Origin of the sequence: Streptomyces sp. NPDC058464, assembly GCF_042721035.1 — a bacterium.
GTDB lineage: Bacteria > Actinomycetota > Actinomycetes > Streptomycetales > Streptomycetaceae > Streptomyces.
In genome coordinates this window covers 20,059-41,207 of the sequence record NZ_JBHXMA010000033.1, presented here as the reverse complement: position 1 = coordinate 41,207, position 21,149 = coordinate 20,059, and the positions used below count along the sequence as shown (strand labels likewise).

Genomic DNA, 21,149 nt, shown 5'->3' with positions numbered 1-21,149 from the left:
GGGCCTGCAGCGCCGGCCGGGCAGGGCGGGCGGAGGGGGGCGTGCGTGTTCGGGCGGAGCGGGCATTCGGCGGGCGAGGACGGGGTATCGCGGCTGAGGCGGTTTCAGGAGCGGGTCGAGCCGGTGGTGACCCGCGTCCTGCTGCTCGGCATCTTCGTCACCGGCCTCACGGCCCAGTTCGTGAAGCCGGTCGGTGACGCCCTGGCGGGCCAGGCCTATCTCGGCGGCGCCCTGCTGAGCCTGGTCGGCTATGTGCTCTACGACCAGGTGAAGGAGCTGACGGCATCCGTTCGTGCCCCGAGCCGGGCACTGGTGAACTCCAGCCAGCTGGGCAGCTTCGTGAGTGAGGCCTTCGAGGCGCGGAGAGTGGAGATCAGCTTTCTCGGGTACACGGGTGAGACGCTCTACGCCACGCTCTACCACCATCTGGAAGACCTCTTCGACCGTCCCGGCCCCACCCGCAGGGTGCTGGTCCGCATGCTCGTCCCGGACTTCGGCCAGCCGATGACGGTCCCCTCCAAGGTCGGGGAGCAGGACCTGCCCGTGGACGACCCCGACTTCCGCAAGCGTATGGAGCAGCGGTGCCGTGAGTACGACGGCATCCTCTCCGAGCTCGCGGAGCGGCTCACGGCCGCCGGCCGGGTGCGCGTCGAATGTGAGTACCGGCTCTATCCCGGCATCCCGCGCGACAAGATCTGCATCTTCAACCGACAGCAGGTGCTGCACGGTCTGTACGACCTGTCCGTGCGGATGCGGCTGCACCACCTGGGCGACGAGTACTACGACCCCAAGGGGTACCGGACCGACCTGAACGTGTGGTCCCGGGAGGGCGTCGCCGAGGCGGCGGTGGCGACCTGGGCCAAACATTTCGACGACCTGTGGAGCCTTGCGAAGCTCCCGCACTGGCGGCAGGTACCGTCGGCCTGACCCCCGCTGCGTAGGCTCGGCCCCATGGGTGAGATGGGCCTGCGTGAGCGCAAGAAGCGGCGGATGTATGAGGACGTGTCGGACATCGCCGTGCGGCTGTTCCTGGCGAAGGGGTTCGACGCGGTGTCCGTCGCCGAGGTGGCCGCCGCCGCCGGGATCTCCAAGCCGACGCTGTTCCGGTACTTCCCGGCCAAGGAGGACCTGGTCCTGCACCGGATCGCCGACCACGAGACGGAGGCCGCGCGGCTGGTCGCGGGGGCCGGGTCGCCGGTCGGGGTACTGAGGGCGCACTTCCTGGACGGGCTGCGGCGTGGTGACCCGATCACCGGGCTCAACGACCACCCCCAGGTCCTCGCCTTCCACACCCTGCTCAACAGCACCCCCACCCTGGTCGCCCGCCAGTACGCCTACCTGGAGCGGTCGGAGGCCGCGCTCGCCGAGGCCCTCGGCGGCACCCTGGCGGACAGGCTGGCCGCCGGCCAGATCATCGCCGTACAGCGGATCCTCGCGCAGGACAACTGGCGGCGGATCGTGGCGGGGGAGCAGGTCGAGGACGTGCGGGAGGACGCGGTGCGGGCGGCGGAGGAGGCGTTCGGGCGGCTGGAGCGGGCTGTCGCGGGTGACTGACGGGTTCGGGTTAAAAATTTAACCCGGTTACATTTTCTCGTCTACGCTGTCCCCATGCAGCAGGAACTCGACCGCGAACGCGCCTACCACGACAGCTGCCGAGCCGCCCTCGCCCGCATGGTCGAAGGCGCCGTCGAGCACGTCGTCACCGGGGTGGACGTCTCCGCGTCCGGTGCCGACGCCGAGGTGCTCGGGTACCGGCTGCGCAGCCGGGCCAAGGAGATGCGCGAGCTGCCACAGGGCCCGCTGTTCTTCGGCAAGCTGGACTTCGAGGCGGGCGAGCACGCGGGGCAGAGCTACCGCATCGGCCGGCTGCGGATCAGCGAGGAGCCGACCGCCCCGCCCCTCGTCGTCGACTGGCGCGCCCCCGTCTCCCGCGCCTTCTACCAGGCCGGCCCCGACGACCCGCAGGGCGTGGCGGTACGGCGTCGGTTCGGCTGGGCACCCGGCAGCCGCGGCGACTCCGCCGACCTCACGGGGATGGAGGACGAGCGGCTCGGCAAGGGGGAGTCGGGGACGGGGGCGCTGCTCACCCATGAGATCGAACGGCCCCGCGTCGGCCCCATGCGCGACATCGCCGCCACCATCCAGCCCGACCAGGACGACCTGGTCCGCGCCGGCCTCGCCGACTCCGTCTGCGTCCAGGGCGCCCCGGGCACCGGCAAGACCGCCGTCGGCCTGCACCGCGCCGCCTACCTCCTCTACACCCACCCGCAGCGCATCCGCCGCTCCGGCCTCCTGATCCTCGGCCCCAACCGCACCTTCCTCTCCTACATCTCCGAGGTCCTCCCCGCCCTGGGCGAGACCGGCGTACGGCAGGCGACCCTGCCCGAGGAGATCGGCCGCCAACCGGTCACCGGTACCGACCCCGAGCCCACCGCCGCGCTCAAGCACGACCCGCGGATGGCCGAGGTCCTGCGCCGCGCCCTGTTCGCCCACGTCCGCACGGACACCGCCACCCCGCTCTCGCTCTCCGACGGCACATACACCTGGCGGGTGCCCGCCGGCACGCTCACGGCGATCGTCGAGGGGGTACGGGACGAGGAACCGCCGTACGCCGTCGGGCGGGAGCGGGTGCGGGGGCGGGCGATGCGGGCCGTACAGCTCCAGGCCGAACGGCGGGCGGGCCCGCAGCCCGGCGCCTGGACCCGGCGACTGGAACGCTCCCGGGCGATGAGCGCCTGCCTCGACACCGTCTGGCCCAAGGTGCGCCCGGAGGAGGTGGTGGCCGAACTCCTCACGGACGGCGAGGTGCTGGCGGCGGCCGCGGACGGGCTCCTCACCCCCTCCGAACAGCGGGACCTGCTCTGGGCCCGCCCGCCCCGCTCGTACAGGTCGGCCCGCTGGTCGGCCGCCGACCTGGTCCTCCTCGACGAGGTCGCGGGACTGGTCGAACACCCCGAGGGGTACAGCCACATCGTCGTCGACGAGGCCCAGGACCTGTCCCCCATGGAGTGCAGGGCGATCGCCCGCCGCGCCGCCTTCGGCTCCCTCACCGTCCTCGGCGACCTCGCGCAGGCCACCACGCCCTGGTCGGCGCGGAGTTGGGGCACCGTACTGGGCCACCTGGGCAAGCCGGACGCGACCGTCGTCCCGCTCACCACCGGCTTCCGTGTCCCGGCGGCGGTCGTGGCCCTGACCAACCGGCTGTTGCGGCGCCTGGGCACCGACGTACCCCCGGCCGAGTCCTACCGCGGCGACGGCGAGGTGCGGATCCGCCCGGCCGACGACGTGCACGCGGCGACGGTCACCGCCGTGCGGGAGGCCCTGGCCCACGAGGGGTCGGTCGGGGTCGTGGCGGCGGACGCACAGGTGACCGCCGTACGCGAGGCGCTGACGGCCGCCGGCCTCGAACCGGCGGGACCGGACGAGCTGGGCGCGCGGGTGGCCGTGGTCCCGGCGAGCGTGGTCAAGGGCCTGGAGTACGACCACGTGGTGGCCGTGGAACCGGCGGCGGTGGCGGAGGGGGAGGCGAGAGGGCTGCACCGGCTGTACGTGGTCCTGACCAGGGCGGTGTCCCGGCTGGACGTGGTGCACGCGAGGCCGCTGCCGTTCTGAACAGTTTTTGGGGGCGCGAGGCTGCATCGATGTGCGGCTCCGCCGCGTGGGCGCGAGCAACTCCCACACACACCCGCAGCCGCCCCACCACCTTTCCCGGCACTCTCTGCGCTGCCATCCTGTCCCCGATGCTCCTCTTCCTAGACATCGACGGCACCCTCATCCCCTTCGGCGCCCCCGCCGACCACCCCTACCCGGTCTACGAGACCGGCCACACCCCACCGCACCCCCTGCTCACCCGCGTCGACCCCGCCCTCGGCCCGCGCCTGCGCGCCCTCCGCTGCGACCTCGTCTGGGCCACCACCTGGATGGACGACGCCAACGCCTGCGTCGCCCCGTGGCTGGGCCTGCCCCCGCTGCCGGTGGTGGAGTGGCCGGACGAGGAGGCGCCGCCGGGCCTGCTGCACTGGAAGACCCGGCCGCTGGTGGCGTGGGCGGGGCGGCGGCCGTTCGTCTGGATCGACGACGAGCTCACCGAGGCCGACCGCGCCTGGGTCGCGGCCCACCACCCGGGGCCCGCCCTGCTGCACCGCGTCGACCACGAGTTCGGCCTGACGGAGGCGGACATGGCGGTGCTGGAGGACTGGCTGGCGGCCCAGCGCTGACGCCTCACGCCCGGCGCGGCGCGCTCGCGGTGACGCAGTCCGCGACGGTGTCGGCGAAGATCCGGGCGAGCGGGGAGAGCGCGTCCCAGCGGCGCACCGCCCAGCCGACGGTCAGGGGCGGCAGGTCGGGTACGGGGATGAGCCGGAGGGGGTCGGCGTCGCCGGGTGCCCGGCGGCCGGGCAGTGCGGGTACGACGGCGTGGCCGAGGCCGAGTTCCGCCAGCAGGAGGGCGGTGTCCCAGTCGGCGACGCCGGTGTCGGAGCTGGTCCGGACGCCCAGTGCGGTGAACGCGGCGTCGAGCCGGGTACCCGAGACGGAGCTCTGCGGCAGCCGGATGAGGCGGATGCCGGCGAGATCGGCGGCCTCGACACGGGCCCGACGGGCGAGCGGGTCGTCGGCGCGGACGGCCAGTACCCAGGGCAGGTCCACCACGGGGCGCTGCTCGATGCCGCGGACCGGGCTGCCGAGGGTGACCCAGGCGAGGTCGAGGTTGCCCGCGGCGAGGGCGTCGAAGCAGCGGCGGCCGGAGGTCTCCGTCTGGAACTCCAGGCTCACCTTCGGGTGGCGCTGCCGGAAGGCGACGACGGCCTCGGACATGAAGTGGCGTACGGTCGTTCCGCCCGTGGTGACGCGTACCGAGCCGCCTTCGCCGTCGACGAGGTCGCCGAGGCGCCGCAGGGCCGAGTCCAGACCGGCGATGCCGTCGGCGGCCGCGTCCCACAGGATCCGTCCGGCGTGGGTGGGTACGACGCCTCGTGACTGGCGCTCCAGGAGGCTGACGCCGGTCTCCCGTTCCAGCCGCTTCACGTGCTGGCTGACCGCGGACTGGGTGCAGGCCAGCTCCCGGGCGACGGCGCTGAGGCTGCCCGCCCGGCACACGGCCACGAAGACACGCAGGTCGTCCAGAGTCATGAGCCGAAGGTATCCACGGTGGCCATCACATCCAAGCCAGAGCTTGGGGCTGGCGAGAAATCCTTAGGATTGACTGGGGTCGGCGCACTCGCGATGATCGAGGCAGGGCCCTGGGCGGCAACCCGTCCGGCGCCTTCGCGGAGGTCCGGACCCCTGGCGGAGGCACCGGACGGGTGCCGACCCGAGCGACGGAAGGAACCCGCCTCGTGTCCGCGTCCCACGTGTCCCCCGAGTCCCCCGCTTCTTCCACGTCCTCTGCTGCCTCCGCTCGTGCCGTCGCGTTCCTGCGCGCGTTCGGGGCCGCGGAGATCGACCATCCCGGCGGCACGCTTCTCGTGCACCTCCAGCGCGTCCAGGAGCAACTCGCCGCCTGGGGCGCCCGCCCCGCCCTCCAACTCGCGGGCCTGTGCCACGCGTTCTACGGCACCGACGGCTTCCCCACCGCCTTGCTGTCCCTGGACCGCCGCACCGAACTCGTGACGGCGATCGGTGCGGAGGCCGAGGCGATCGTGTACCTCTACGCCTCGTGCGACCGGAAGGCCGCCTATCCGGTGCTCGCCGACCCCGACGCGGCCCTTCTCGACCGCTTCACCGGCCACAGCCGTGTCCCCGAACCCCGGTTGCGCCGGGACCTCGCCGAGCTGACCGCCGCCAACGAACTCGATCTCGCCCGGGTGGACCCGTCCTTCCGCGAGCGGTGGGGAGGCCGGCTCCTCGTCCTGTTCACCCGCTTCCGCCCGCTGCTGAGCGAGTCGGCCTGGTCCGCGTGCCGCGCGGTTCTCGCGAGTCCCCAGGGTGTTCATCCCGGAAGTCCACTGCCCGGCCCGGAGGCCCCATGTCCCTGCAGATGAAGCTGGTCGCCATCACGCTCGACTGCCCCGACCCGCCGGCTCTCGCGGCGTTCTACCAGCAGGCCACCGGTCTTGAGCCGCATCCGAAGTCGGACGCCGACTTCGCGGGTCTCAACGGTGAGCACGGACTTCTCATCGGTTTCCAGCGGGTCGACGACTACCGGGCGCCGAACTGGCCCGGCCAGACCGTTCCCCAGCAGCTCCACATCTGCTTCAGGATCGACGAGGACCTGGCCGAGGCCGAAGCCCGGCTGCTGGAGCTGGGCGCGGGCAGGCCGGACCACCAGCCGCACGGGGACAAGGCACGGGTCCTCACCGATCCGGTCGGCCATCCGTTCTGCATCACCACATGAGGCAGCTCCGCCGGGCCTTCGGGATCGCCACCCACTTCTGATCCGGCGGACGCGTGCGCATGCGTGCCGCCGACGTGCCGCCGCCGTGCCGCCGACGTGGCGTCAGCGGACGGGGCGGGCCGGCTTGCGGGCCAGGAGCTGGATTCCCTCGGACTCGTGCCCGTTCATGGTGGCCACGGTGATGTGGCGGGTGCCGGCGATCTCGAAGTCCGCGAGAAGGGACGTGAACCAGTCGCCCGGGTGGTGGCGGCAGACCGCGCCGTCGTCGGTCTCGAACACCCCGTAGACCCCGTAGGTGCCGTGGCGTGCCGCGAACCTGGCATAGCGGTCACGGTTGCGTTCGTCGTCCTGGAGCAGCAGGTCGCTGACGTAGAGCAGTCCGCCCGGTTTGAGTACGCGGCTCAGTTCGCCGACCAGTCGTCGCTGTGCGTCGTCGTCGGGTATGCAGGTCAGCACCGCGAAGAGGAGTACCACGTCCACGCTCGCGTCCGGGTGGTCCGGCATCGGCGGCGGGGCCGCCACGGCGAAGCGCAGCGTGGGATGCAGGGCGCGGGCCCGGGAGATCATCCCCGGTGAGGTGTCGACGCCGCGGAGTCCGGTGAAGCCCTGCTGCTGGAGGGCGTGCATGGTCCGGCCGTAGCCGCACCCGTAGTCCAGGACCGCGGCACGCCGGTCGACGCCGTCCAGCCACGGCATGTGCAGGGGGTGCGTGAACGTCTTGGTGGTCGCGGCGGCGTCCCAGTAGGCGGTCTGGCTGCCGGGGTCGGACATGGCGGACACCTCCGTCGCGCTGCCGGGTGAGGGAGTCGGTGATCGCGGTCGGCTCCCGGCCGTCAGGCCGTGCGCACCGCCATCAGCAGTCCGCTTGCCCACGCCAGGCGTACGCATCGGAAGTCCTCGCGTTCGTCCAGCTCGGCCAGAAGGCGTTTGACGGAGGCTTCGTGGCTCTCCGGCCAGCCGGGCTGGGGGACCAGGTCGTCGATCAGGTAGGTCCCGCCGGGAGCCACGAGGTCCAGGGCTCGGTCGAGGTGGGTGAACTTGCCCGGCCAGGTGTCCGCGAAGACGAGGTCGAAGGGGGCGCCGTCGAAGTCCTCCAGCCAGGTGCCGGCGTCCCCGGACACGAAGGTCACCCGCAGGTCGGTGCCCAACTGTTCCCGGGCGATGGCCTGGACGGTGGGGTCGAGTTCGACGGTGGTCAGACGGGCGGCGCGGTCCATGCCACTGAGGATCCAGGCGGCGCCCTCCCCGACTCCGGTGCCGAGTTCGAGGATCCGGCCCCCGGGCCGGGCGGCGGCGAGTGCTGCCAGGAGGCTTCCTGTGCGGTCTTCGCTGGACCTGACGAAGCCCACGTCGTGCGCCTTGGAGCGCAATGCGGGCAGGGCGGTCGGGCGGCGGCTCGGCGTGTCGTCCATCCGCAGATGATGCGAGGGCCGTGTCCTTGCGGGCAAGGCCAATTCTTGTCGCCGTGTCGGCAAAGCACAGGAAGTCTCCTGCCTGGCCGAGAACGTCGTCGAGGTCTGGCGTCAGGCCATGAGTCCGGGCACGAGTCCCGGCACGAACCGTTCCGGTCGCCATTTGTGCGTCGTCCAGCGGACGGGCACACCTCCGTTGGCCTCCGTACGCACCGCGTCCTCGTCGCCGACGTGCGTTCCGGTGATGACGTGTCCGCCCGGCTTCAGAGCCCGCGCGAACAGGGCCAGGACCCGAGGAAGAACGGCGCGCGGGAGGTTGAACAGTGACCACCACCCGAGTACACCGCCGAGGGACGCCTCTTCGAGGCTCAGGGGCCGTCCTGGACGTCGCCTCGTAGTTCTCCAAGCTGCCGACCCGCACGAAGCGCGGAAGCGTCCGACCCCGCTCGTCCGAAACCCGCGTGACGCCGACCGCGCTCTCAGCACCTGCCTGCGACGCCCCGCATGGATCTCGTAGCCCTTGCGGGTTGCTGTCGAGGACAACTGGCCCGCGGGAGAGGAACTCGGCGCACGGCCACTCGCATCCGAGAGTCAACTCGGCCACGGCAGCACGGTGAGCTCCGGCCACTCGTCCTTCCAGCGAGCCACCTTGGCCTCATAGACCTCCCGCGGGGCAAGCACCGGGTTGGGCCGGACCACAAGGTTGAACACGTCGGAGAGCCCGTGGGGCGCGTAGACGCGCCACCCTCCGCCCGGCTCCAGTCGCACCCCCAGGCAGCACGTGGTCGCAGCGAACGAGTCGATCGCCGCCTCGGTGGACTCGTGAGGCGGGCAGGGCTCGCCGAATTTCTGCTCGTACCAGAGATGCACGCGGGCCTCGTTGCGGATCTCCACCTCGGCCGGCAGTCCGGCGAACACTTCCTGCCCTGCCTTGATCGCGGCATCCTCCGCCTCCCAGGAGAGGTCGGTGCCGTCGAAGTAGAAGATGTCGTAGTCCTTGATGGCGCCGGCCGGGGGCCTGCCGGTGACCACGTTCCACACCGTCTGGAACAGACAGCCCGCCGTCAGATACCAGCCGGGCAGCTCCAGCGTCGCTGCCCTGGTCAGCACGTCGGTCAGGACCTCGTTCTGGGAGAGTGCGCACCGCAAGCCATCGAGCTGCTCAACGAGCGGGAGCCGACCAAGCATCCGTATTTCCTCTCACGAACAGCGGCTGTTACCGGACTCGTCGGCCGCGAGCAGGCTTCCTGGCCCGCCAGCGCACGATCTTGATCGTCGACACGCTCCACCAGTTCATCCACGACGGACACCCTGGCAGAGCCCACCGACAACGCCGCTTCCCGGCGACTCGCGGAACCGAACCAAGAACATCCGCACCAGGAGGCCGGACCCGGACCATGGCAGCCGATGTTCACCCTGGTCGTCCCGCCAGCCGACCTCGAAGCCGTCCACTTGTGACGGCTTCGTTCCCTCCAACGCACCCAGCCCCATGTACGTCACTTTGCAGACCTGCAGGGACTGGTCAGCTTGAATGGGACCAAATCCCTCGTTCGGGTGATTGCCCAGTCAGGCGCGAACCCCCGTCGCTGGGCCGTGTCTCTCAACTGCTCAGGCGAGGCAAGGGGCTTTCGGTGAGCCTCGTAAGGTGTAGGCATGTGGACCCAGCACGCCCAGGCTCTGTGATCACGAGGCATTGAGGGCGATGCCGTAGGGCGTCGCCTTCCTTGGCGTGCCTGCTACGTGATCCATCCTCCTTGCGCCGCCCGCACCGAGGCGGCGGGATGCCGGGCCTCGTTCTCTTTACGACGGCGGCCTCTGAGAGCGCGTACAGGCACGGTCCCTTTCCTTCACCGTTGCCAGGAGTGCCTTGTGCTTGCGTTGCTTCCCCCTGCCCTCGAACCGTTCCTCGACTCGCTGCGCTGCCCGGTGTGCCGCGCCCGTCTCCGACCCGACCGTGGCTCACTGCGCTGCCCGTCGGGCCACACCTTCGACATCGCCCGTCAGGGCTACGTCAGCCTCCTGACGGGCATCCGCGCCACCAGCGGTGACGACGCAGCCATGGTCCAGGCCCGAAGCCAGTTCCTGTCCACCGGCAGGTACGCCCCTATTCGCCACACCCTGACCCGTATGACAGCCGACGTCCTGCCTGGTCATGGCATGGTCGTGGACATCGGATGCGGCACCGGCTACTACCTGGCCGGCGTACTCGATCACCTGCCCTGCGCCCTCGGCCTGGGGCTGGACGCGTCAGTACGCGCCCTGCGCTCGGCAGCCCGAGCCCATCCGCGAGCTGCTGCGGCAAGCTGGGATGTCTTCCGCCCATTCCCCTTGGCTGACCAGGCGGTCGACGTACTGCTGGACGTGTTCGCCCCGCGCAACCCGGCGGAGTTCCACCGAGTACTCCGTCCGACCGGCCGGTTGATCGTGGTGCGCCCCATCGAGCGGCATCTGGCCGAGCTGCGGGGCCAGGTCCCCGCGATGGTCACGATCGACCCGGACAAGGAACAGCGCCTGCAACAGGCGTTGGGCCCCTACTTCCAGGCCGCCGGTACTCAGCACGTCGAATACACCGCACCCCTGACCAGGCAAGAAGCCGTCGACCTGGTGGGGATGACACCGAGCGCACGCCACCTGACCCACGCGGACCTGTTCGATCACGGTCCCCTGCCTGGCCAGGTCACCGTCTCCGTCGTGGCCACCTCCTACCAGCCTCGGTGACCACGAGCGGCGGACACGCCTGCTGACCGACGAACCATTGAGTGCTTGGTGCCCCACCCTCTTTGGCAACTCTGGGAGGGTGGGGCGTCCGAAGGAAGGTATGCAGTCCGCCCGGGGCGAAACCGCGACCTCGTCTGTCGGGGTTCAGCGAACCACGACAGGAGGTCTGGGGGCGGAACGCGCCGGTGACAGACGTGCACCCTGCGGATACATATACTGGATATTGCCCTTGAATAAAGGAGTCCAGTATGAGCGTGACGACGATCGATCTTGATGACGATGCGCTGGAGAAGGCCATGCGTGTCGCCGGTGGTGGCACCAAGAAAGATGTGGTCAATGCCGCCCTTCGCGAGTACGCCGAACGCCACGAGCGGGCCGCGCTCGTAGCCAAGCACTTCCACGCCGCCCAGCAGTGGGACTACGAGGGCTGGCAGCAGCGCCGTGTCGAGGACAAGCAGGGTGGCGCGTGATCCACTACCTGCTCGACTCCTCTGGTCTGTGGCGTCTCCTGCGCGAGGAGCAGCTGAGGGACGCGTGGCTGGAGACCACCACCCTCCGGGCCATCGGGTCGTGCGCTCCCCAGCGGGCCGAGTTCCGGCGCTCAGCGCGTAACGCCGTGGAGTACGAGGCCATGGGGGAAATGTTCATGGATCTGTACCCCGACGTACCTCTCCCGAAGAGGTTGTGGGACTGGATTGAAACGGCCCAGTACGCGCTCGCGGAGAAGGGGGCGCTCGGTGCGGCCGGACCGCTCGACCTGATGATCTGCGCGACCGCCGTGCATCATGGACTGGTTGTGCTGCACGACGACGCTGATTTCGTCACTGTGGCCCGCTTCCTGCCCGACGTCAGCGAGCGGAATGTGCGTAACGCTCCAGGCCTCTAGCACCCTTGGCCGTCGTGGACACGCGAGTACACCGGAGCCCCGCCTTCATCACGCACCCGGCCGAGCCGACAGCAGGGTACGTCGTGGAAGACGTGGGCGACGCTACTGACAGGCCAGGCACGGAGTTCGTCTTCGTCGTGCGGCGCCTGTAGGGCAACCTGCGAGAGACCTCGTTGCGCAGATCGACCGGGACCCGATCACATCACCGAGCAGATTCCGTGGGAGTCCGCACAAACACTGGGACCGGACAGTCGTGCTCGGGCTCATCGCCCATCCGGGTATGGCGCGGCACACTTTTGCAAGCAGGTGCTTGCAATTGTTAGCGGAGGTGGGGCACTGTGGAGGCATGGCATCGCTGAACGTCGGCAATCTCGGTGAGTATCTGCGTGAACAGCGGCGCAACGCGCAGCTGTCGCTCAGGCAGCTTGCCGATGCCGCCGGGGTGTCCAATCCGTACCTGAGCCAGATCGAGCGCGGGCTGCGCAAGCCGAGCGCGGAGGTGCTGCAGCAGGTCGCCAAGGCCCTGCGGATCTCCGCCGAGACGCTGTACGTCCGCGCCGGAATCCTCGACGCCGAGCGGGATCTGAACGAGGTGGAGACCCGTGCGGTCATCCTCGCCGACCCCACCCTCGACGAGCGGCAGAAGCAGGTGCTGCTGCAGATCTACGAGTCGTTCAGGAAAGAGAACGGCTTCGGGTCGGGCGAGGAGCGCGTGAGCGACACGGACATCCCCGGCGCCGAGGGCGACGACGCCGACGGCGAGATCGACGACAGCGGAACCGACGACAGTGAGACCGATCCGCGGCGGACGGCCGGATGAGCCGGCCAAGCGCGCCGGCCGCCGCGCCGCGGATCACAAAACCCTCAGCCGAACTTTAATACGGGAGGACCATCACCATGGCCATCACCGACGACCTGCGCAAGACCCTCAGCGACCCGACTCCGCTCTACTTCGCCGCAGGCACCGCCGACCTGGCCCTCCAGCAGGCCAAGAAGGTCCCCGGCCTGGTCGAGCAGTTGCGCGCCGAGGCCCCGGCCCGCATCGACGCGGTCCGCCACACCGACCCGAAGGCCGTGCAGGAGAAGGCCACCGCCCGCGCCAAGGAGGCCGGTGCCAAGGCCAAGGAGGCGCAGGCCAACCTCCAGACGAAGGTCAACGACTTCATCGTCTCCCTCGACGGCGACCTCAAGAAGCTCGGCGAGTCCGCCCAGGACTTCGCCCTGCGCGGGGTCGGCGTGGCCGCCGAGTACGCGGTCAAGGCCCGTGAGACCTACGAGAAGGTCGCCGAGCACGGCGAGCAGGCCGTGAAGACCTGGCGCGGCGAGGCCGCCGACGAGATCGAGGACCTGGCCATCGCCGTCGAGGGCAAGCCCGAGCCGGTCGTGGTCAAGGCGGAGGAGAAGCAGGCGGAGGAGCCGAAGGCCGCCGAGGCCAAGCCGACCGCGGTGAAGAAGGCCCCGGCCGCCAAGAAGACCCCGGCCCCCCGCAAGGCCACCCCGGTCAGGAAGACCACTCCGCCGGCCAAGTAGAGCGGCGTGCGCGTCAGCAGAACGTACGGGCCGGGCACCTTGAGGGTGCCCGGCCCGTTCTACGGGTACGGTGGCCGCGTAGGGATCGGGAGAGAGCGGGCGGTGGCAGCATGCTGATGTTGGGGTTCGCAGGGTTCCTGGGACTGTTGAAGATCGTCCTGATGGCCCTGGCCGCGTTCGGGCTGGTCGACGCCGTGTTCCGGCGCGAGGACGCCTTCCGCGCGGCCAACAAGCAGAACAAGATGTTCTGGCTGATCATCCTGGCCATCGCCCTGGTCGTCAGCTACCTCTTCTCGATCCTCTCCATCCTCCCGATCGCGGGCCTGGTGGGGAGCATCGTCTACATCGTCGACGTCCGCCCGGCGGTCAAGCAGGTGTCGGGCGGTGGCGGCGGCTGGCGAGGCCGCCGCGGCGGCAGCAGCAGCGACGGCCCGTACGGCCCGTACAACGGCGGACGGTAACTTTTTCGAGGCGCGCCCGCCGAGGCGCGCCCGCCGAGGGGCGCGGGGAACTGCGCGATCAGCCACGAACCACCCGCACCCGGCTGACGACAGAACCCCTACGGCGAGTAGTCCGTCAAACTCCCCGGTCCAGCAGCACAACGGCCACATCATCCGTCAGCTCACCCCCATTGAGCTGCCGCACCTCGTTCACCGCCGCCCGCAGCAACGCCTCCCCGGTCAGGCCGGAGGCCAGCTGCCGCCGGACCATCTCGACCATCCCCTCCTGCCCCAGCCGCTCGCCGCCCGAGCCCACCCGGCCCTCGATCAGGCCGTCGGTGTAGAGCATCAGGCTCCACGCGGCGCCCAGCTTCACCTGCATCCGGGGCCAGCGGGCCCCCTTCAGCAGCCCGAGCGCCGGGCCGTTGTTGTCGTACGGCAGCAGCTCGGCCGGCCGCCCGGGCCGGGCGATCAGCGGCGCCGGATGCCCGGCCAGGCACAGCCCGGCCCGGCGCCCGTCCGGCGCTATGTCCACGGTGCAGAGCGTCGCGAAGATCTCCTCGTCGGAGCGCTCGTGCTCAAGGACCTCCTGCAGAGTACTCAGCAAATCGTCGCCGCTCAGCCCCGCCAGGGTCAGCGCCCGCCAGGCGATCCGCAGCTCCACGCCGAGCGCGGCCTCGTCCGGGCCGTGCCCGCAGACGTCGCCGATCATCGCGTGCACGGTCCCGTCGGGCGTGCGCACGGTGTCGTAGAAGTCGCCCCCGAGCAGCGCGCGGGAGCGGCCGGGGCGGTAGCGGGCGGCGAAGCGCAGCGCGGAACCCTCCAGCAGCGGCGTGGGCAGCAGACCGCGCTCGAGACGGCGGTTCTCCTGCGCCCGCAGCCGCCCCTCCGCGAGCTTCCGCTCGGTCGTGAGGGAACGTTTGCGCTCGACGGCGTACCGGATGGCGCGGCTCAGCAGCCGTCCGTCCAGTTCGTCCCGGAAGAGGTAGTCCTGCGCGCCGACGCGCACGGCCTCGGTGCCGCGCTCGGTGTCGCCGGAGGCGGTGAGCGCGAGCACGGCGTGCCGGGGCGCGAGCTCCAGCACGTGCTTGAGCACGGCAAGCTCGCCCTCCGCGTCCTTGCCGCCCGGCGCCGGCAGCGCCAGGTCCAGCAGGATGCAGTGGACGTCGTCGGTCAGCAGCCGCTCGGCCTCGGTGAGGTTGCGCGCGGTGCGGACGCGGATCGAGGTGCCGGACGCGTCCCGCAACTCGGGCAGCACCGGTGAACCGGCCGGATCGTCCTCGATCAGCAGCAGGGTGAGAGTGGTGCCGCCGGTGTTCTGGGCGACGGCTTCCGTGCGGTTGGCCTCTTCCTTGAGGGGGCCGCCGTCCTGTGCGGGCGCGGCGGCCGGCGCCTGACCACTCTCCACGGCCGGGATCGCTCTCTGCCGCGGTACGGGTACGGGCATCTGTTGGGTTCCTTCCCTCCCCCCGAGGGCATGGTGGGGCGAGGGACCTCGACCCACCAGACGGGGACCATAGCGTTACTGGCCACCGCAACGGAATGGTGTGAGCCGCGTCGCTCTGTCTCAGGCCTCTGTCATATGCCGCGTGCCGTACCGCAGTTGGACAAGAGGGCCGGCCTGCGGGAATGACGAAGGTCACGTGCTGTCGGAGTTTGGGCGGGTGTTGCGGTGCACTGGGTCACATGGTGCAGCTCACGAAAGGAACATCACGCCCAAAATGCCTGGCGATGCTCAGGCGTCCGGCCGTACCACCCCGAGGATCGGCATCGAACCCGCGCCGCCGATCGACACCGTCCGCCCCGGGCGCGGGGCCTGGATGATCGCGCCGTCCCCGATGTACATCGCGACATGGCTGGCGTCGTCGTAGTAGATGATCAGGTCGCCCGGGCGCATGTCCGCTACGTCGATGTGCTCGAGCTGCTTCCACTGCTCCTCGGAGGTGCGCGGGATCGGCTTCCCGGCGCTCGCCCAGGCCTGCGAGGTCAGCCCGGAGCAGTCGTAGGAGTCCGGGCCCTCCGCGCCCCACACGTACGGCTTGCCGAGCTGGGCGGTGGCGAACGCGACCGCCTTCTTGCCCGCCGCGGACGCCTTGGTGTGGATCTCGTCGAGTATCCCGGTGTCCAGCCAGGCGGTCTGCGCCTGGTAGGCGGCCTCCCGCTCCAGCTCGGCGAGACGCTCCTTCTGCTTCTTCTCGAGCGTCGACTCGAGCTTCTCCGCGGCGGCGATCCGCTCCTTGATCTTCTTCTTCGCGGCGGCCTTCGCCTTGCGGCCGGCCTCCAGCCTGTTCCACTGGTCGGCCGCGTCCGCCGCGTACTGCTTCAAGTCCTGCTGGGTCCGGGTCAGTTCCCTGAGCAGGGCCTTGGTGGCCCGTTGGCCCTGGAGCACCCGCCCGGCCCCGTCCAGGAACTGGGTGGGGTTGTCGCTGAGTATCAGCTGGGCGCTGTCCGGCAGCCCGCCGGTGCGGTACTGGGCGGCGGCCGCCCGGCCCGCCCGCTCCTTCAGCTCGTCGAGCTTCTGCTGCCCCTTGACGATCTTCTTGGCCAGGTCGACGATCTCGGCGGACTGCTTCTGGGCCGCCTCCTCGGCGGCGTTGTACGCGTCGGTGGCGACGGCCGCGTCGTGGTAGAGCTTGTCCAGCTTCTCCCGTACGGCTTCGAGGTCCTTGTCCTGCGGGACGGTCACGGAGGCGCCGGCCGAGGCCGAGGCCGAGGCGCTGGGGGAGGGGGTCGGGCCGGGTGCCGCGAACGCCGTGCCCGGCGCCGCCAGCACCGTCACCGCGCAGACCACCGTCACCGCCGTAGCCAGGATCCCGCGCCCACCCGGCCGGACGGCGTGCTTGTCCGGTCCCATGACCCGACCCCCCCAAATCTGATTAACCGTCAGTAACTTACGGTACGTGGAGGATCGTGCCACGTAGTGCCGCAAAGTGACAGAGGTAACGGCAGGCGGGTTCCTCCCCGGTTTCCCCCCGAGCATGACGATCTTCCCGCCTTTGTGACGAACGACTCATCGAGATCGTTCCCGGCCCGCGGCCCCCTCAGTCCGAGGGCGCCAACGCCTCCCACGCCACCGTCACTTCGCCCTGTCGCCAGCGTGCCGCCGAGTCCGTCACCGGCCAGTCGGCCGTCAGTTCCCGGACCGTCCGGATCCACCGCTGCCGGGCGCCGTAGGACGCGTAGGGCGCGGCCGCCGCCCAGGCGCGGTCGAAGTCCCGCAGGAACGTGTGCACCGGTTCGCCCGGCACATTGCGGTGGATCAGCGCCTTCGGCAGCCGTTCGGCGAGGTCCGAGGGCCGCTCCAGGGATCCCAGCCGGGTCGCGAAGGTCACCGTCCGCGGCCCCTCCGCCCCGAGCGCGACCCATACGTGCCGCCGCCCGATCTCGTCACAGGTCCCCTCCACCAGCAGCCCGCCGGGCGCGAGCCGCCCGCGCAGCCGCTGCCACACGCCGGCGACCTCGCTCTCGTCGTACTGCCGCAGCACGTTGGCCGCGCGGATGAGCAACGGCCGCGCGGGGAGCGGGATCTCGAACCCGCCGTGCCGGAAGGTGAGCCCCTCGCGCTCGTAGGGCCTGGCGGCGGCGACCCGCGCGGGCTCGATCTCGACCCCGACGACACGCGCGCGTGGCGCGACGGTACGGAGCCGGCCGAGCAGTTCGACGGCGGTCCAGGGGGCGGCACCGTAACCGAGGTCGACGGCAACGGGATCGACGGCCCGACGCAACGCGGCACCGTGCACGGCGGCGATCCACCGGTCCATGCGACGCAGCCGATTGGGATTGGTGGTCCCGCGCGTCACGTTCCCCACGGGGCGGGAAGCGGCGCGGGCTGTCATGCGTACGAGGGTAAGCGCCCCGAGGGTAGGCGCCCCGAGGGTAGGCGCCCCGAGGCGAGGCGCCCCGTAAGGGGCGCGGGGAACTGCGCGACAAGCCCCCACCGGTCCGCACCCGCCCCCCCACCGGTCCGCACCCGCCCCCCCACCGGTCCGCACCCGAACCCCCCAACCGAACCACCCCCGCACCCCACGCACTCCACCCTCGAACGGTTGAGCGACGGCAAGTAACGTATCGGCAAAGTCGACCGCCCCCGGAATGGGAATCCACCCCTCCGCGTTGCACCCCCGTGGAGGGCACTCGATGTCCTCCCACCGGCATGCCCGCACAAAGGAGGACCGCCACGTGAGCCAGTACGTCAGCAGGCTCGGGCGCCGCTCCCCGTCGGCTGCCACCCGGCTCCGCCGGGCCCGGCGTCCCACCGTGCCCCGCCGCGTCGCGATGCTCTCCGTGCACACCTCCCCCCTCCACCAGCCCGGCACCGGCGACGCCGGCGGCATGAACGTCTACATCGTGGAGCTGGCGCAGCGCCTCGCCGCGATCAACATCGAGGTCGAGATCTTCACCCGGGCCACCTCCGGCGGCCTCCCGCACACCGTGGAGCTCGCCCCCGGCGTCCTCGTCCGGCACGTCGACGCCGGCCCCTACGAGGGCCTCGCCAAGGAGGACCTCCCCGCCCAGCTGTGCGCCTTCACGCACGGCGTGATGCAGGCCTGGGCCGGCCACCGCCCCGGCCACTACGACCTCGTCCACTCGCACTACTGGCTCTCCGGCCACGTCGGCTGGCTCGCCGCCCAGCGCTGGGGCGTCCCCCTGGTGCACGCCATGCACACCATGGCGAAGGTCAAGAACGCCAACCTGGCCGACGGCGACACCCCCGAGCCCGCCGCCCGGGTCATCGGCGAGACCCAGATCGTGGCCGCGGCCGACCGCCTCATCGCGAACACCTCCGAAGAGGCCGACGAGCTGGTACGGCACTACAGCGCCGACCCCGAGAAGGTCGCCGTCGTCCACCCCGGCGTGAACCTCGACCGGTTCCGCCCCGCCGACGGCCGCGCCGCCGCCCGCGCCCGCCTCGGCCTCCCGCAGGACGCCCTGGTCCCGCTCTTCGCGGGCCGCATCCAGCCCCTCAAGGCCCCCGACATCCTGCTCCGCGCCGTGGCCGTCCTCCTCGACGAGCGCCCCGAACTCCGCTCCCGGATCGTCGTACCGATCGTCGGCGGCCCCAGCGGCAGCGGCCTCGCCAAGCCGGAGGGCCTGCAGAAGCTGGCCGCGCGGCTCGGTGTCGCGGACGTCGTCCGGTTCCGTCCGCCGGTCGGCCAGGAGCAGCTCGCGGACTGGTTCCGGGCCGCTTCCGTCCTCGTCATGCCTTCCTACAGCGAGTCCTTCGGCCTGGTGGCGATAGAGGCCCAGGCGGCCGGCACCCCCGTCCTCGCCGCCTCGGTCGGCGGCCTGCCCGTGGCCGTACGGGACGGCGAGACCGGCTTCCTGGTGTGCGGCCACGATCCGGCCGACTACGCGCGCGTGCTGCGCCGGTTCGCCGACGACGCGTCTCTGGCGGACCGTTTCGGCAGCGCCGCCGCCCGGCACGCCCAGTGCTTCGGCTGGGACACGGCGGCCGCCGCCACCGCCGACGTCTACCTGGCCGCGACCCAGTCCCACCGCCGTCGCGTACGCTCGGCCCATGGGTGAAGCTTCACAGGAACGGCAGGCCACGCAGGTCATCGAGGGTGTCCTGAAGGACGCCGAACTGGAGTGGGAGAGCCCCGAGTCCGGCACCTACGTCGTACAGCTCCCCGGCACCCGCAAGCTGAAGACGACCGTCTCGCTCCGCGTCGGCCGCCACTCCCTCTCCCTGAACGCCTTCGTCATCCGGCACCCGGACGAGAACGAACCGGCCGTCCACCGCTGGCTCCTGGAGCGCAACCTCAAGCTGTACGGCGTGAGTTACGCCGTCGACCGCCTCGGCGACGTCTACGTCACCGCCCGCCTCCCGCTCTCCTCCGTCACCGTCCCCGACCTAGACCGGCTCCTCGGCCAGGTCCTGGAGGCCGCGGACGGCGCCTTCAACACCCTCCTGGAGCTGGGCTTCGCCGCCGCGATCCGCAAGGAGTACGCGTGGCGGGTGTCCCGGGGCGAGTCGACGCGGAATCTGGATGCGTTCACGCATCTGATCGAGCGCTCCGCTGACTGAGTTGCAGGTCCGTACCTGAATTACCCTGCACGACTCTTTCGAGGCGTGGGGGCGTCGTGGCATGCTCACGGCCGACGCACATATGAACGTCGTTCACAACCATGAAAGCCGCCATGGGAAGGACGTACGGAATGAGCACCACGCACCACGGCATGACCAGACGGGCCCTCCTCGCCGGCGCCACGGCCGTCGCCGCGACCGCTGTGGCGGGCAGCACGGCCCACGCCTCCGACGGCCAGGTCCCCTCCCTCTGGCGGGAGTTCGCCCGCATCCCGTTCACCCACCCGCAGATCCCGTACGTCGGCCGGGCCGGAGCCGCCCGCATCCGCCGGCTCCCCGTGGTGGCCGACGTCCGCGCGTACGGCGCCGTGGCCGACGGCGTCACCGACTGCGCCCCCGCGATCAACCGTGCCATCGCCGCTGCCGGAAGGGCCGGCGGTGGCACGGTCACCATCCCGCCCGGCACCTTCCGCATCGACGGCCTGATCCTCCTCGGTCACGACAACGTGGTGCTGCGCGGCGCCGGCAGCGGCCGTACCAGGCTGTACGCGACGAAGAACCTCACCGAGCTGATCGGCCCGTACGGCTCCCGCTACGGCGGCACGAAGTCGGCGTGGTCCTGGGCGGGCGGGCTCATCTGGCTGGCGCCGAAGTCCCGTTGGGACTCCCTGGTCGCCGCGATCAAGGCGCAGGCCTGGCCCTTCGAGGGCTGGACGGGCAACAAGCGGGACGAGTGGGAGCAGCTGACGCCCGTCGAACCGGCCCGCCGGGGCGACCGGACGGTCACCGTCACCGACCCCTCCCACCTGCGCCCGGGCCGCCTGGTCCTGCTCCGCATCGCCGACGACACCGCCCACACCCTCCTCCAGCACATGTCGGGCGGCGGCCCCGGCCCGGCGTCGTACTACTGGGAGGACAAGACCAAACTGCTGTCGTACGTCCCCTACGAATGGCCTGTCCGGGTCAGGGCCGTCCGCGGCCGCAGGGTGACCCTGGAACGCCCCCTCCCGCTGGACCTGCGCCCGGAGTGGAACCCCCAGTTCACCACCCACGTCCGTGAACTGACCGGCTCCGGCGTCGAGGGCCTCACCCTCGACGTCATGGAGACCCCGCAGTCCCCGCACCTCCTCGACAAGGGCTACAACGGGGTCGTCCTGCAGTGCGCGTACGACTGCTGGGTGGACGACGTCACCGTCCGCAACGTCGACAACGGCTTCGGCCTGGTCGCCGCCTCCGCCTGCACCCTGCGCCGCACCCGGGTCGGCGGCCGGGGCGAGCACCACCCCTACTTCTGCCGCGAGGGCTCGCACGACAACCTGATCGAGGACTTCACGGTCGAACAGCGCACGGTCCCCGCCCCCGCCGACACCCAGCTCCACGGCATCAACGTCGAAGGGCTCTCCTCCTACAACGTCTGGTCGCGCGGCGAGATGGAGATGGGCACCTTCGACTCCCACCGTGGACTGCCGTTCGCCAACGTCCGCACCGACATCACCGTGAACAACAACGGCCGGCACGGTGGCGACGCCAACGCCGGGCCGCTGTTCGGTGCCCGTTTCACCCACTGGAACGTTCGAGTGACCAACGGCCGCGCGGGCCTGATGAGACTGGACGGACTCGCCCCCTGCTCCGCCACGGTCGGCCTCGACACGGTCACCGAGTTCGACCAGATCGACGTACCGGACTTCACCGGCGACCTGAACTCCCGCCTGGAGCTGTACGGCACCTGGGACGCGGTACGGCCGCGGAACCTGTACGAGGCTCAGCGCGACCTCGACTGCTGTTAGCCTGCCGCGAGTCC

At 71.0% G+C, this 21,149-nt stretch carries 22 protein-coding genes and 1 pseudogene; 15 read left to right on the top strand and 8 right to left on the bottom strand.

Annotated elements, in window-relative coordinates; genetic code table 11:
* Window positions 1-123 precede the first annotated feature (123 nt).
* The 4 genes from ACFWPQ_RS35785 to ACFWPQ_RS35770 all read left to right on the top strand — a co-directional run bounded on the left by ACFWPQ_RS35785 (window position 124) and on the right by ACFWPQ_RS35770 (window position 4,217).
* Window positions 124-927, top strand: coding sequence for a hypothetical protein (locus ACFWPQ_RS35785; RefSeq protein WP_384044275.1), 804 nt, complete (start codon window positions 124-126; stop codon window positions 925-927).
* Between the two features lie 24 nt (window positions 928-951).
* A complete protein-coding gene (locus ACFWPQ_RS35780; protein WP_384044272.1) occupies window positions 952-1,554 on the top strand; it encodes a TetR family transcriptional regulator in 603 nt (200 codons plus the stop codon).
* Window positions 1,555-1,608: 54 nt separating this feature from the next.
* On the top strand, window positions 1,609-3,612 hold the full coding sequence (locus tag ACFWPQ_RS35775) for a HelD family protein (RefSeq protein ID WP_384044269.1): 2,004 nt from the start codon (window positions 1,609-1,611) through the stop codon (window positions 3,610-3,612).
* A gap of 128 nt (window positions 3,613-3,740) precedes the next feature.
* Window positions 3,741-4,217 (top strand): HAD domain-containing protein, encoded by a 477-nt coding sequence (locus ACFWPQ_RS35770; RefSeq protein WP_384044266.1) that lies wholly within the window; start codon window positions 3,741-3,743, stop codon window positions 4,215-4,217.
* A gap of 4 nt (window positions 4,218-4,221) precedes the next feature.
* Here ACFWPQ_RS35770 and ACFWPQ_RS35765 read toward each other — a convergent pair whose 3' ends face one another.
* Window positions 4,222-5,130: a LysR family transcriptional regulator gene (locus tag ACFWPQ_RS35765; RefSeq protein WP_384044263.1), complete on the bottom strand. Its 909-nt coding sequence runs from the start codon at window positions 5,128-5,130 to the stop codon at window positions 4,222-4,224.
* Window positions 5,131-5,351: 221 nt separating this feature from the next.
* On the opposite strand from ACFWPQ_RS35765, the gene ACFWPQ_RS35760 reads away from it, so the two are divergent.
* Window positions 5,352-5,981, top strand: coding sequence for a DUF6817 domain-containing protein (locus ACFWPQ_RS35760; protein WP_384044501.1), 630 nt, complete (start codon window positions 5,352-5,354; stop codon window positions 5,979-5,981).
* On the top strand, window positions 5,966-6,334 hold the full coding sequence (locus tag ACFWPQ_RS35755; RefSeq protein ID WP_384044260.1) for a VOC family protein: 369 nt from the start codon (window positions 5,966-5,968) through the stop codon (window positions 6,332-6,334). The genes ACFWPQ_RS35760 and ACFWPQ_RS35755 overlap by 16 nt, the downstream gene beginning before the upstream one ends.
* Window positions 6,335-6,436: 102 nt before the next feature.
* On the opposite strand, the gene ACFWPQ_RS35750 is transcribed toward ACFWPQ_RS35755, so the two are convergent.
* The 4 genes and pseudogenes from ACFWPQ_RS35750 to ACFWPQ_RS35735 form a co-directional block, all read right to left on the bottom strand.
* Window positions 6,437-7,105 (bottom strand): class I SAM-dependent methyltransferase, encoded by a 669-nt coding sequence (locus ACFWPQ_RS35750; protein WP_384044257.1) that lies wholly within the window; start codon window positions 7,103-7,105, stop codon window positions 6,437-6,439.
* Window positions 7,106-7,167: 62 nt separating this feature from the next.
* Window positions 7,168-7,746 (bottom strand): O-methyltransferase, encoded by a 579-nt coding sequence (locus tag ACFWPQ_RS35745; protein ID WP_384044254.1) that lies wholly within the window; start codon window positions 7,744-7,746, stop codon window positions 7,168-7,170.
* Window positions 7,747-7,887: 141 nt separating this feature from the next.
* Window positions 7,888-8,118, bottom strand: a pseudogene (locus ACFWPQ_RS35740) (class I SAM-dependent methyltransferase); the annotation flags it as partial.
* 219 nt (window positions 8,119-8,337) lie between these two features.
* Window positions 8,338-8,934, bottom strand: coding sequence for a nucleotidyltransferase family protein (locus tag ACFWPQ_RS35735; protein ID WP_384044251.1), 597 nt, complete (start codon window positions 8,932-8,934; stop codon window positions 8,338-8,340).
* 681 nt (window positions 8,935-9,615) lie between these two features.
* Here ACFWPQ_RS35735 and ACFWPQ_RS35730 point away from each other — a divergent pair.
* From ACFWPQ_RS35730 to ACFWPQ_RS35705, 6 genes are all read left to right on the top strand, one after another.
* Window positions 9,616-10,464 (top strand): putative RNA methyltransferase, encoded by an 849-nt coding sequence (locus ACFWPQ_RS35730; protein WP_384044248.1) that lies wholly within the window; start codon window positions 9,616-9,618, stop codon window positions 10,462-10,464.
* A 248-nt stretch (window positions 10,465-10,712) separates the two neighbouring features.
* Entirely contained in the window at window positions 10,713-10,934 is a 222-nt protein-coding gene (locus tag ACFWPQ_RS35725) for a type II toxin-antitoxin system VapB family antitoxin (RefSeq protein ID WP_181801051.1), read from the top strand.
* Window positions 10,931-11,350 (top strand): PIN domain-containing protein, encoded by a 420-nt coding sequence (locus tag ACFWPQ_RS35720; protein ID WP_181801050.1) that lies wholly within the window; start codon window positions 10,931-10,933, stop codon window positions 11,348-11,350. The genes ACFWPQ_RS35725 and ACFWPQ_RS35720 overlap by 4 nt, the downstream gene beginning before the upstream one ends.
* A 346-nt stretch (window positions 11,351-11,696) precedes the next feature.
* Window positions 11,697-12,170: a helix-turn-helix domain-containing protein gene (locus ACFWPQ_RS35715; RefSeq protein WP_384044243.1), complete on the top strand. Its 474-nt coding sequence runs from the start codon at window positions 11,697-11,699 to the stop codon at window positions 12,168-12,170.
* 77 nt (window positions 12,171-12,247) lie between these two features.
* Entirely contained in the window at window positions 12,248-12,880 is a 633-nt protein-coding gene (locus ACFWPQ_RS35710) for a hypothetical protein (protein ID WP_384044240.1), read from the top strand.
* A 110-nt stretch (window positions 12,881-12,990) separates the two neighbouring features.
* A complete protein-coding gene (locus tag ACFWPQ_RS35705; protein WP_361300053.1) occupies window positions 12,991-13,341 on the top strand; it encodes a DUF2516 family protein in 351 nt (116 codons plus the stop codon).
* Window positions 13,342-13,456: 115 nt separating this feature from the next.
* Here ACFWPQ_RS35705 and ACFWPQ_RS35700 read toward each other — a convergent pair whose 3' ends face one another.
* The 3 genes from ACFWPQ_RS35700 to ACFWPQ_RS35690 all read right to left on the bottom strand — a co-directional run bounded on the left by ACFWPQ_RS35700 (window position 13,457) and on the right by ACFWPQ_RS35690 (window position 17,156).
* Window positions 13,457-14,767: a PP2C family protein-serine/threonine phosphatase gene (locus tag ACFWPQ_RS35700; RefSeq protein ID WP_384044237.1), complete on the bottom strand. Its 1,311-nt coding sequence runs from the start codon at window positions 14,765-14,767 to the stop codon at window positions 13,457-13,459.
* Between the two features lie 288 nt (window positions 14,768-15,055).
* Window positions 15,056-16,174, bottom strand: a complete 1,119-nt coding sequence (locus ACFWPQ_RS35695) for an NlpC/P60 family protein (protein WP_384044234.1) — start codon at window positions 16,172-16,174, stop codon at window positions 15,056-15,058.
* A 187-nt stretch (window positions 16,175-16,361) separates the two neighbouring features.
* The gene (locus tag ACFWPQ_RS35690; RefSeq protein WP_384044231.1) at window positions 16,362-17,156 is read right to left on the bottom strand and encodes a class I SAM-dependent methyltransferase; all 795 of its coding nucleotides are present in this window, start codon (window positions 17,154-17,156) and stop codon (window positions 16,362-16,364) included.
* A 343-nt stretch (window positions 17,157-17,499) separates the two neighbouring features.
* Between ACFWPQ_RS35690 and mshA the strand changes: the two genes are divergently transcribed.
* From mshA to ACFWPQ_RS35675, 3 genes are all read left to right on the top strand, one after another.
* Window positions 17,500-18,846 (top strand): D-inositol-3-phosphate glycosyltransferase, encoded by a 1,347-nt coding sequence (gene mshA / locus ACFWPQ_RS35685; protein ID WP_384044228.1) that lies wholly within the window; start codon window positions 17,500-17,502, stop codon window positions 18,844-18,846.
* Entirely contained in the window at window positions 18,839-19,348 is a 510-nt protein-coding gene (locus tag ACFWPQ_RS35680; RefSeq protein ID WP_384044226.1) for a YbjN domain-containing protein, read from the top strand. The genes mshA and ACFWPQ_RS35680 overlap by 8 nt, the downstream gene beginning before the upstream one ends.
* 131 nt (window positions 19,349-19,479) lie before the next feature.
* Entirely contained in the window at window positions 19,480-21,135 is a 1,656-nt protein-coding gene (locus ACFWPQ_RS35675; protein ID WP_384044223.1) for a glycosyl hydrolase family 28-related protein, read from the top strand.
* Window positions 21,136-21,149: the final 14 nt, after the last annotated feature.

Excerpts from the sequence above, each read along its gene's own strand:
- ACFWPQ_RS35750 (WP_384044257.1), bottom strand. The coding sequence starts at position 7,105 with ATGTCCGACCCCGGCAGCCAGACCGCCTACTGGGACGCCGCCGCGACC.
- ACFWPQ_RS35715 (WP_384044243.1), top strand. The coding sequence starts at position 11,697 with ATGGCATCGCTGAACGTCGGCAATCTCGGTGAGTATCTGCGTGAACAG.
- ACFWPQ_RS35755 (WP_384044260.1), top strand. The coding sequence starts at position 5,966 with ATGTCCCTGCAGATGAAGCTGGTCGCCATCACGCTCGACTGCCCCGAC.
- ACFWPQ_RS35695 (WP_384044234.1), bottom strand. The coding sequence starts at position 16,174 with ATGGGACCGGACAAGCACGCCGTCCGGCCGGGTGGGCGCGGGATCCTG.
- ACFWPQ_RS35735 (WP_384044251.1), bottom strand. The coding sequence starts at position 8,934 with ATGCTTGGTCGGCTCCCGCTCGTTGAGCAGCTCGATGGCTTGCGGTGC.
- ACFWPQ_RS35780 (WP_384044272.1), top strand. The coding sequence starts at position 952 with ATGGGTGAGATGGGCCTGCGTGAGCGCAAGAAGCGGCGGATGTATGAG.
- ACFWPQ_RS35710 (WP_384044240.1), top strand. The coding sequence starts at position 12,248 with ATGGCCATCACCGACGACCTGCGCAAGACCCTCAGCGACCCGACTCCG.
- ACFWPQ_RS35705 (WP_361300053.1), top strand. The coding sequence starts at position 12,991 with ATGCTGATGTTGGGGTTCGCAGGGTTCCTGGGACTGTTGAAGATCGTC.
- ACFWPQ_RS35690 (WP_384044231.1), bottom strand. The coding sequence starts at position 17,156 with ATGACAGCCCGCGCCGCTTCCCGCCCCGTGGGGAACGTGACGCGCGGG.
- ACFWPQ_RS35765 (WP_384044263.1), bottom strand. The coding sequence starts at position 5,130 with ATGACTCTGGACGACCTGCGTGTCTTCGTGGCCGTGTGCCGGGCGGGC.
- ACFWPQ_RS35745 (WP_384044254.1), bottom strand. The coding sequence starts at position 7,746 with ATGGACGACACGCCGAGCCGCCGCCCGACCGCCCTGCCCGCATTGCGC.
- ACFWPQ_RS35770 (WP_384044266.1), top strand. The coding sequence starts at position 3,741 with ATGCTCCTCTTCCTAGACATCGACGGCACCCTCATCCCCTTCGGCGCC.
- ACFWPQ_RS35675 (WP_384044223.1), top strand. The coding sequence starts at position 19,480 with ATGAGCACCACGCACCACGGCATGACCAGACGGGCCCTCCTCGCCGGC.
- ACFWPQ_RS35700 (WP_384044237.1), bottom strand. The coding sequence starts at position 14,767 with ATGCCCGTACCCGTACCGCGGCAGAGAGCGATCCCGGCCGTGGAGAGT.
- ACFWPQ_RS35680 (WP_384044226.1), top strand. The coding sequence starts at position 18,839 with ATGGGTGAAGCTTCACAGGAACGGCAGGCCACGCAGGTCATCGAGGGT.
- ACFWPQ_RS35775 (WP_384044269.1), top strand. The coding sequence starts at position 1,609 with ATGCAGCAGGAACTCGACCGCGAACGCGCCTACCACGACAGCTGCCGA.
- ACFWPQ_RS35725 (WP_181801051.1), top strand. The coding sequence starts at position 10,713 with ATGAGCGTGACGACGATCGATCTTGATGACGATGCGCTGGAGAAGGCC.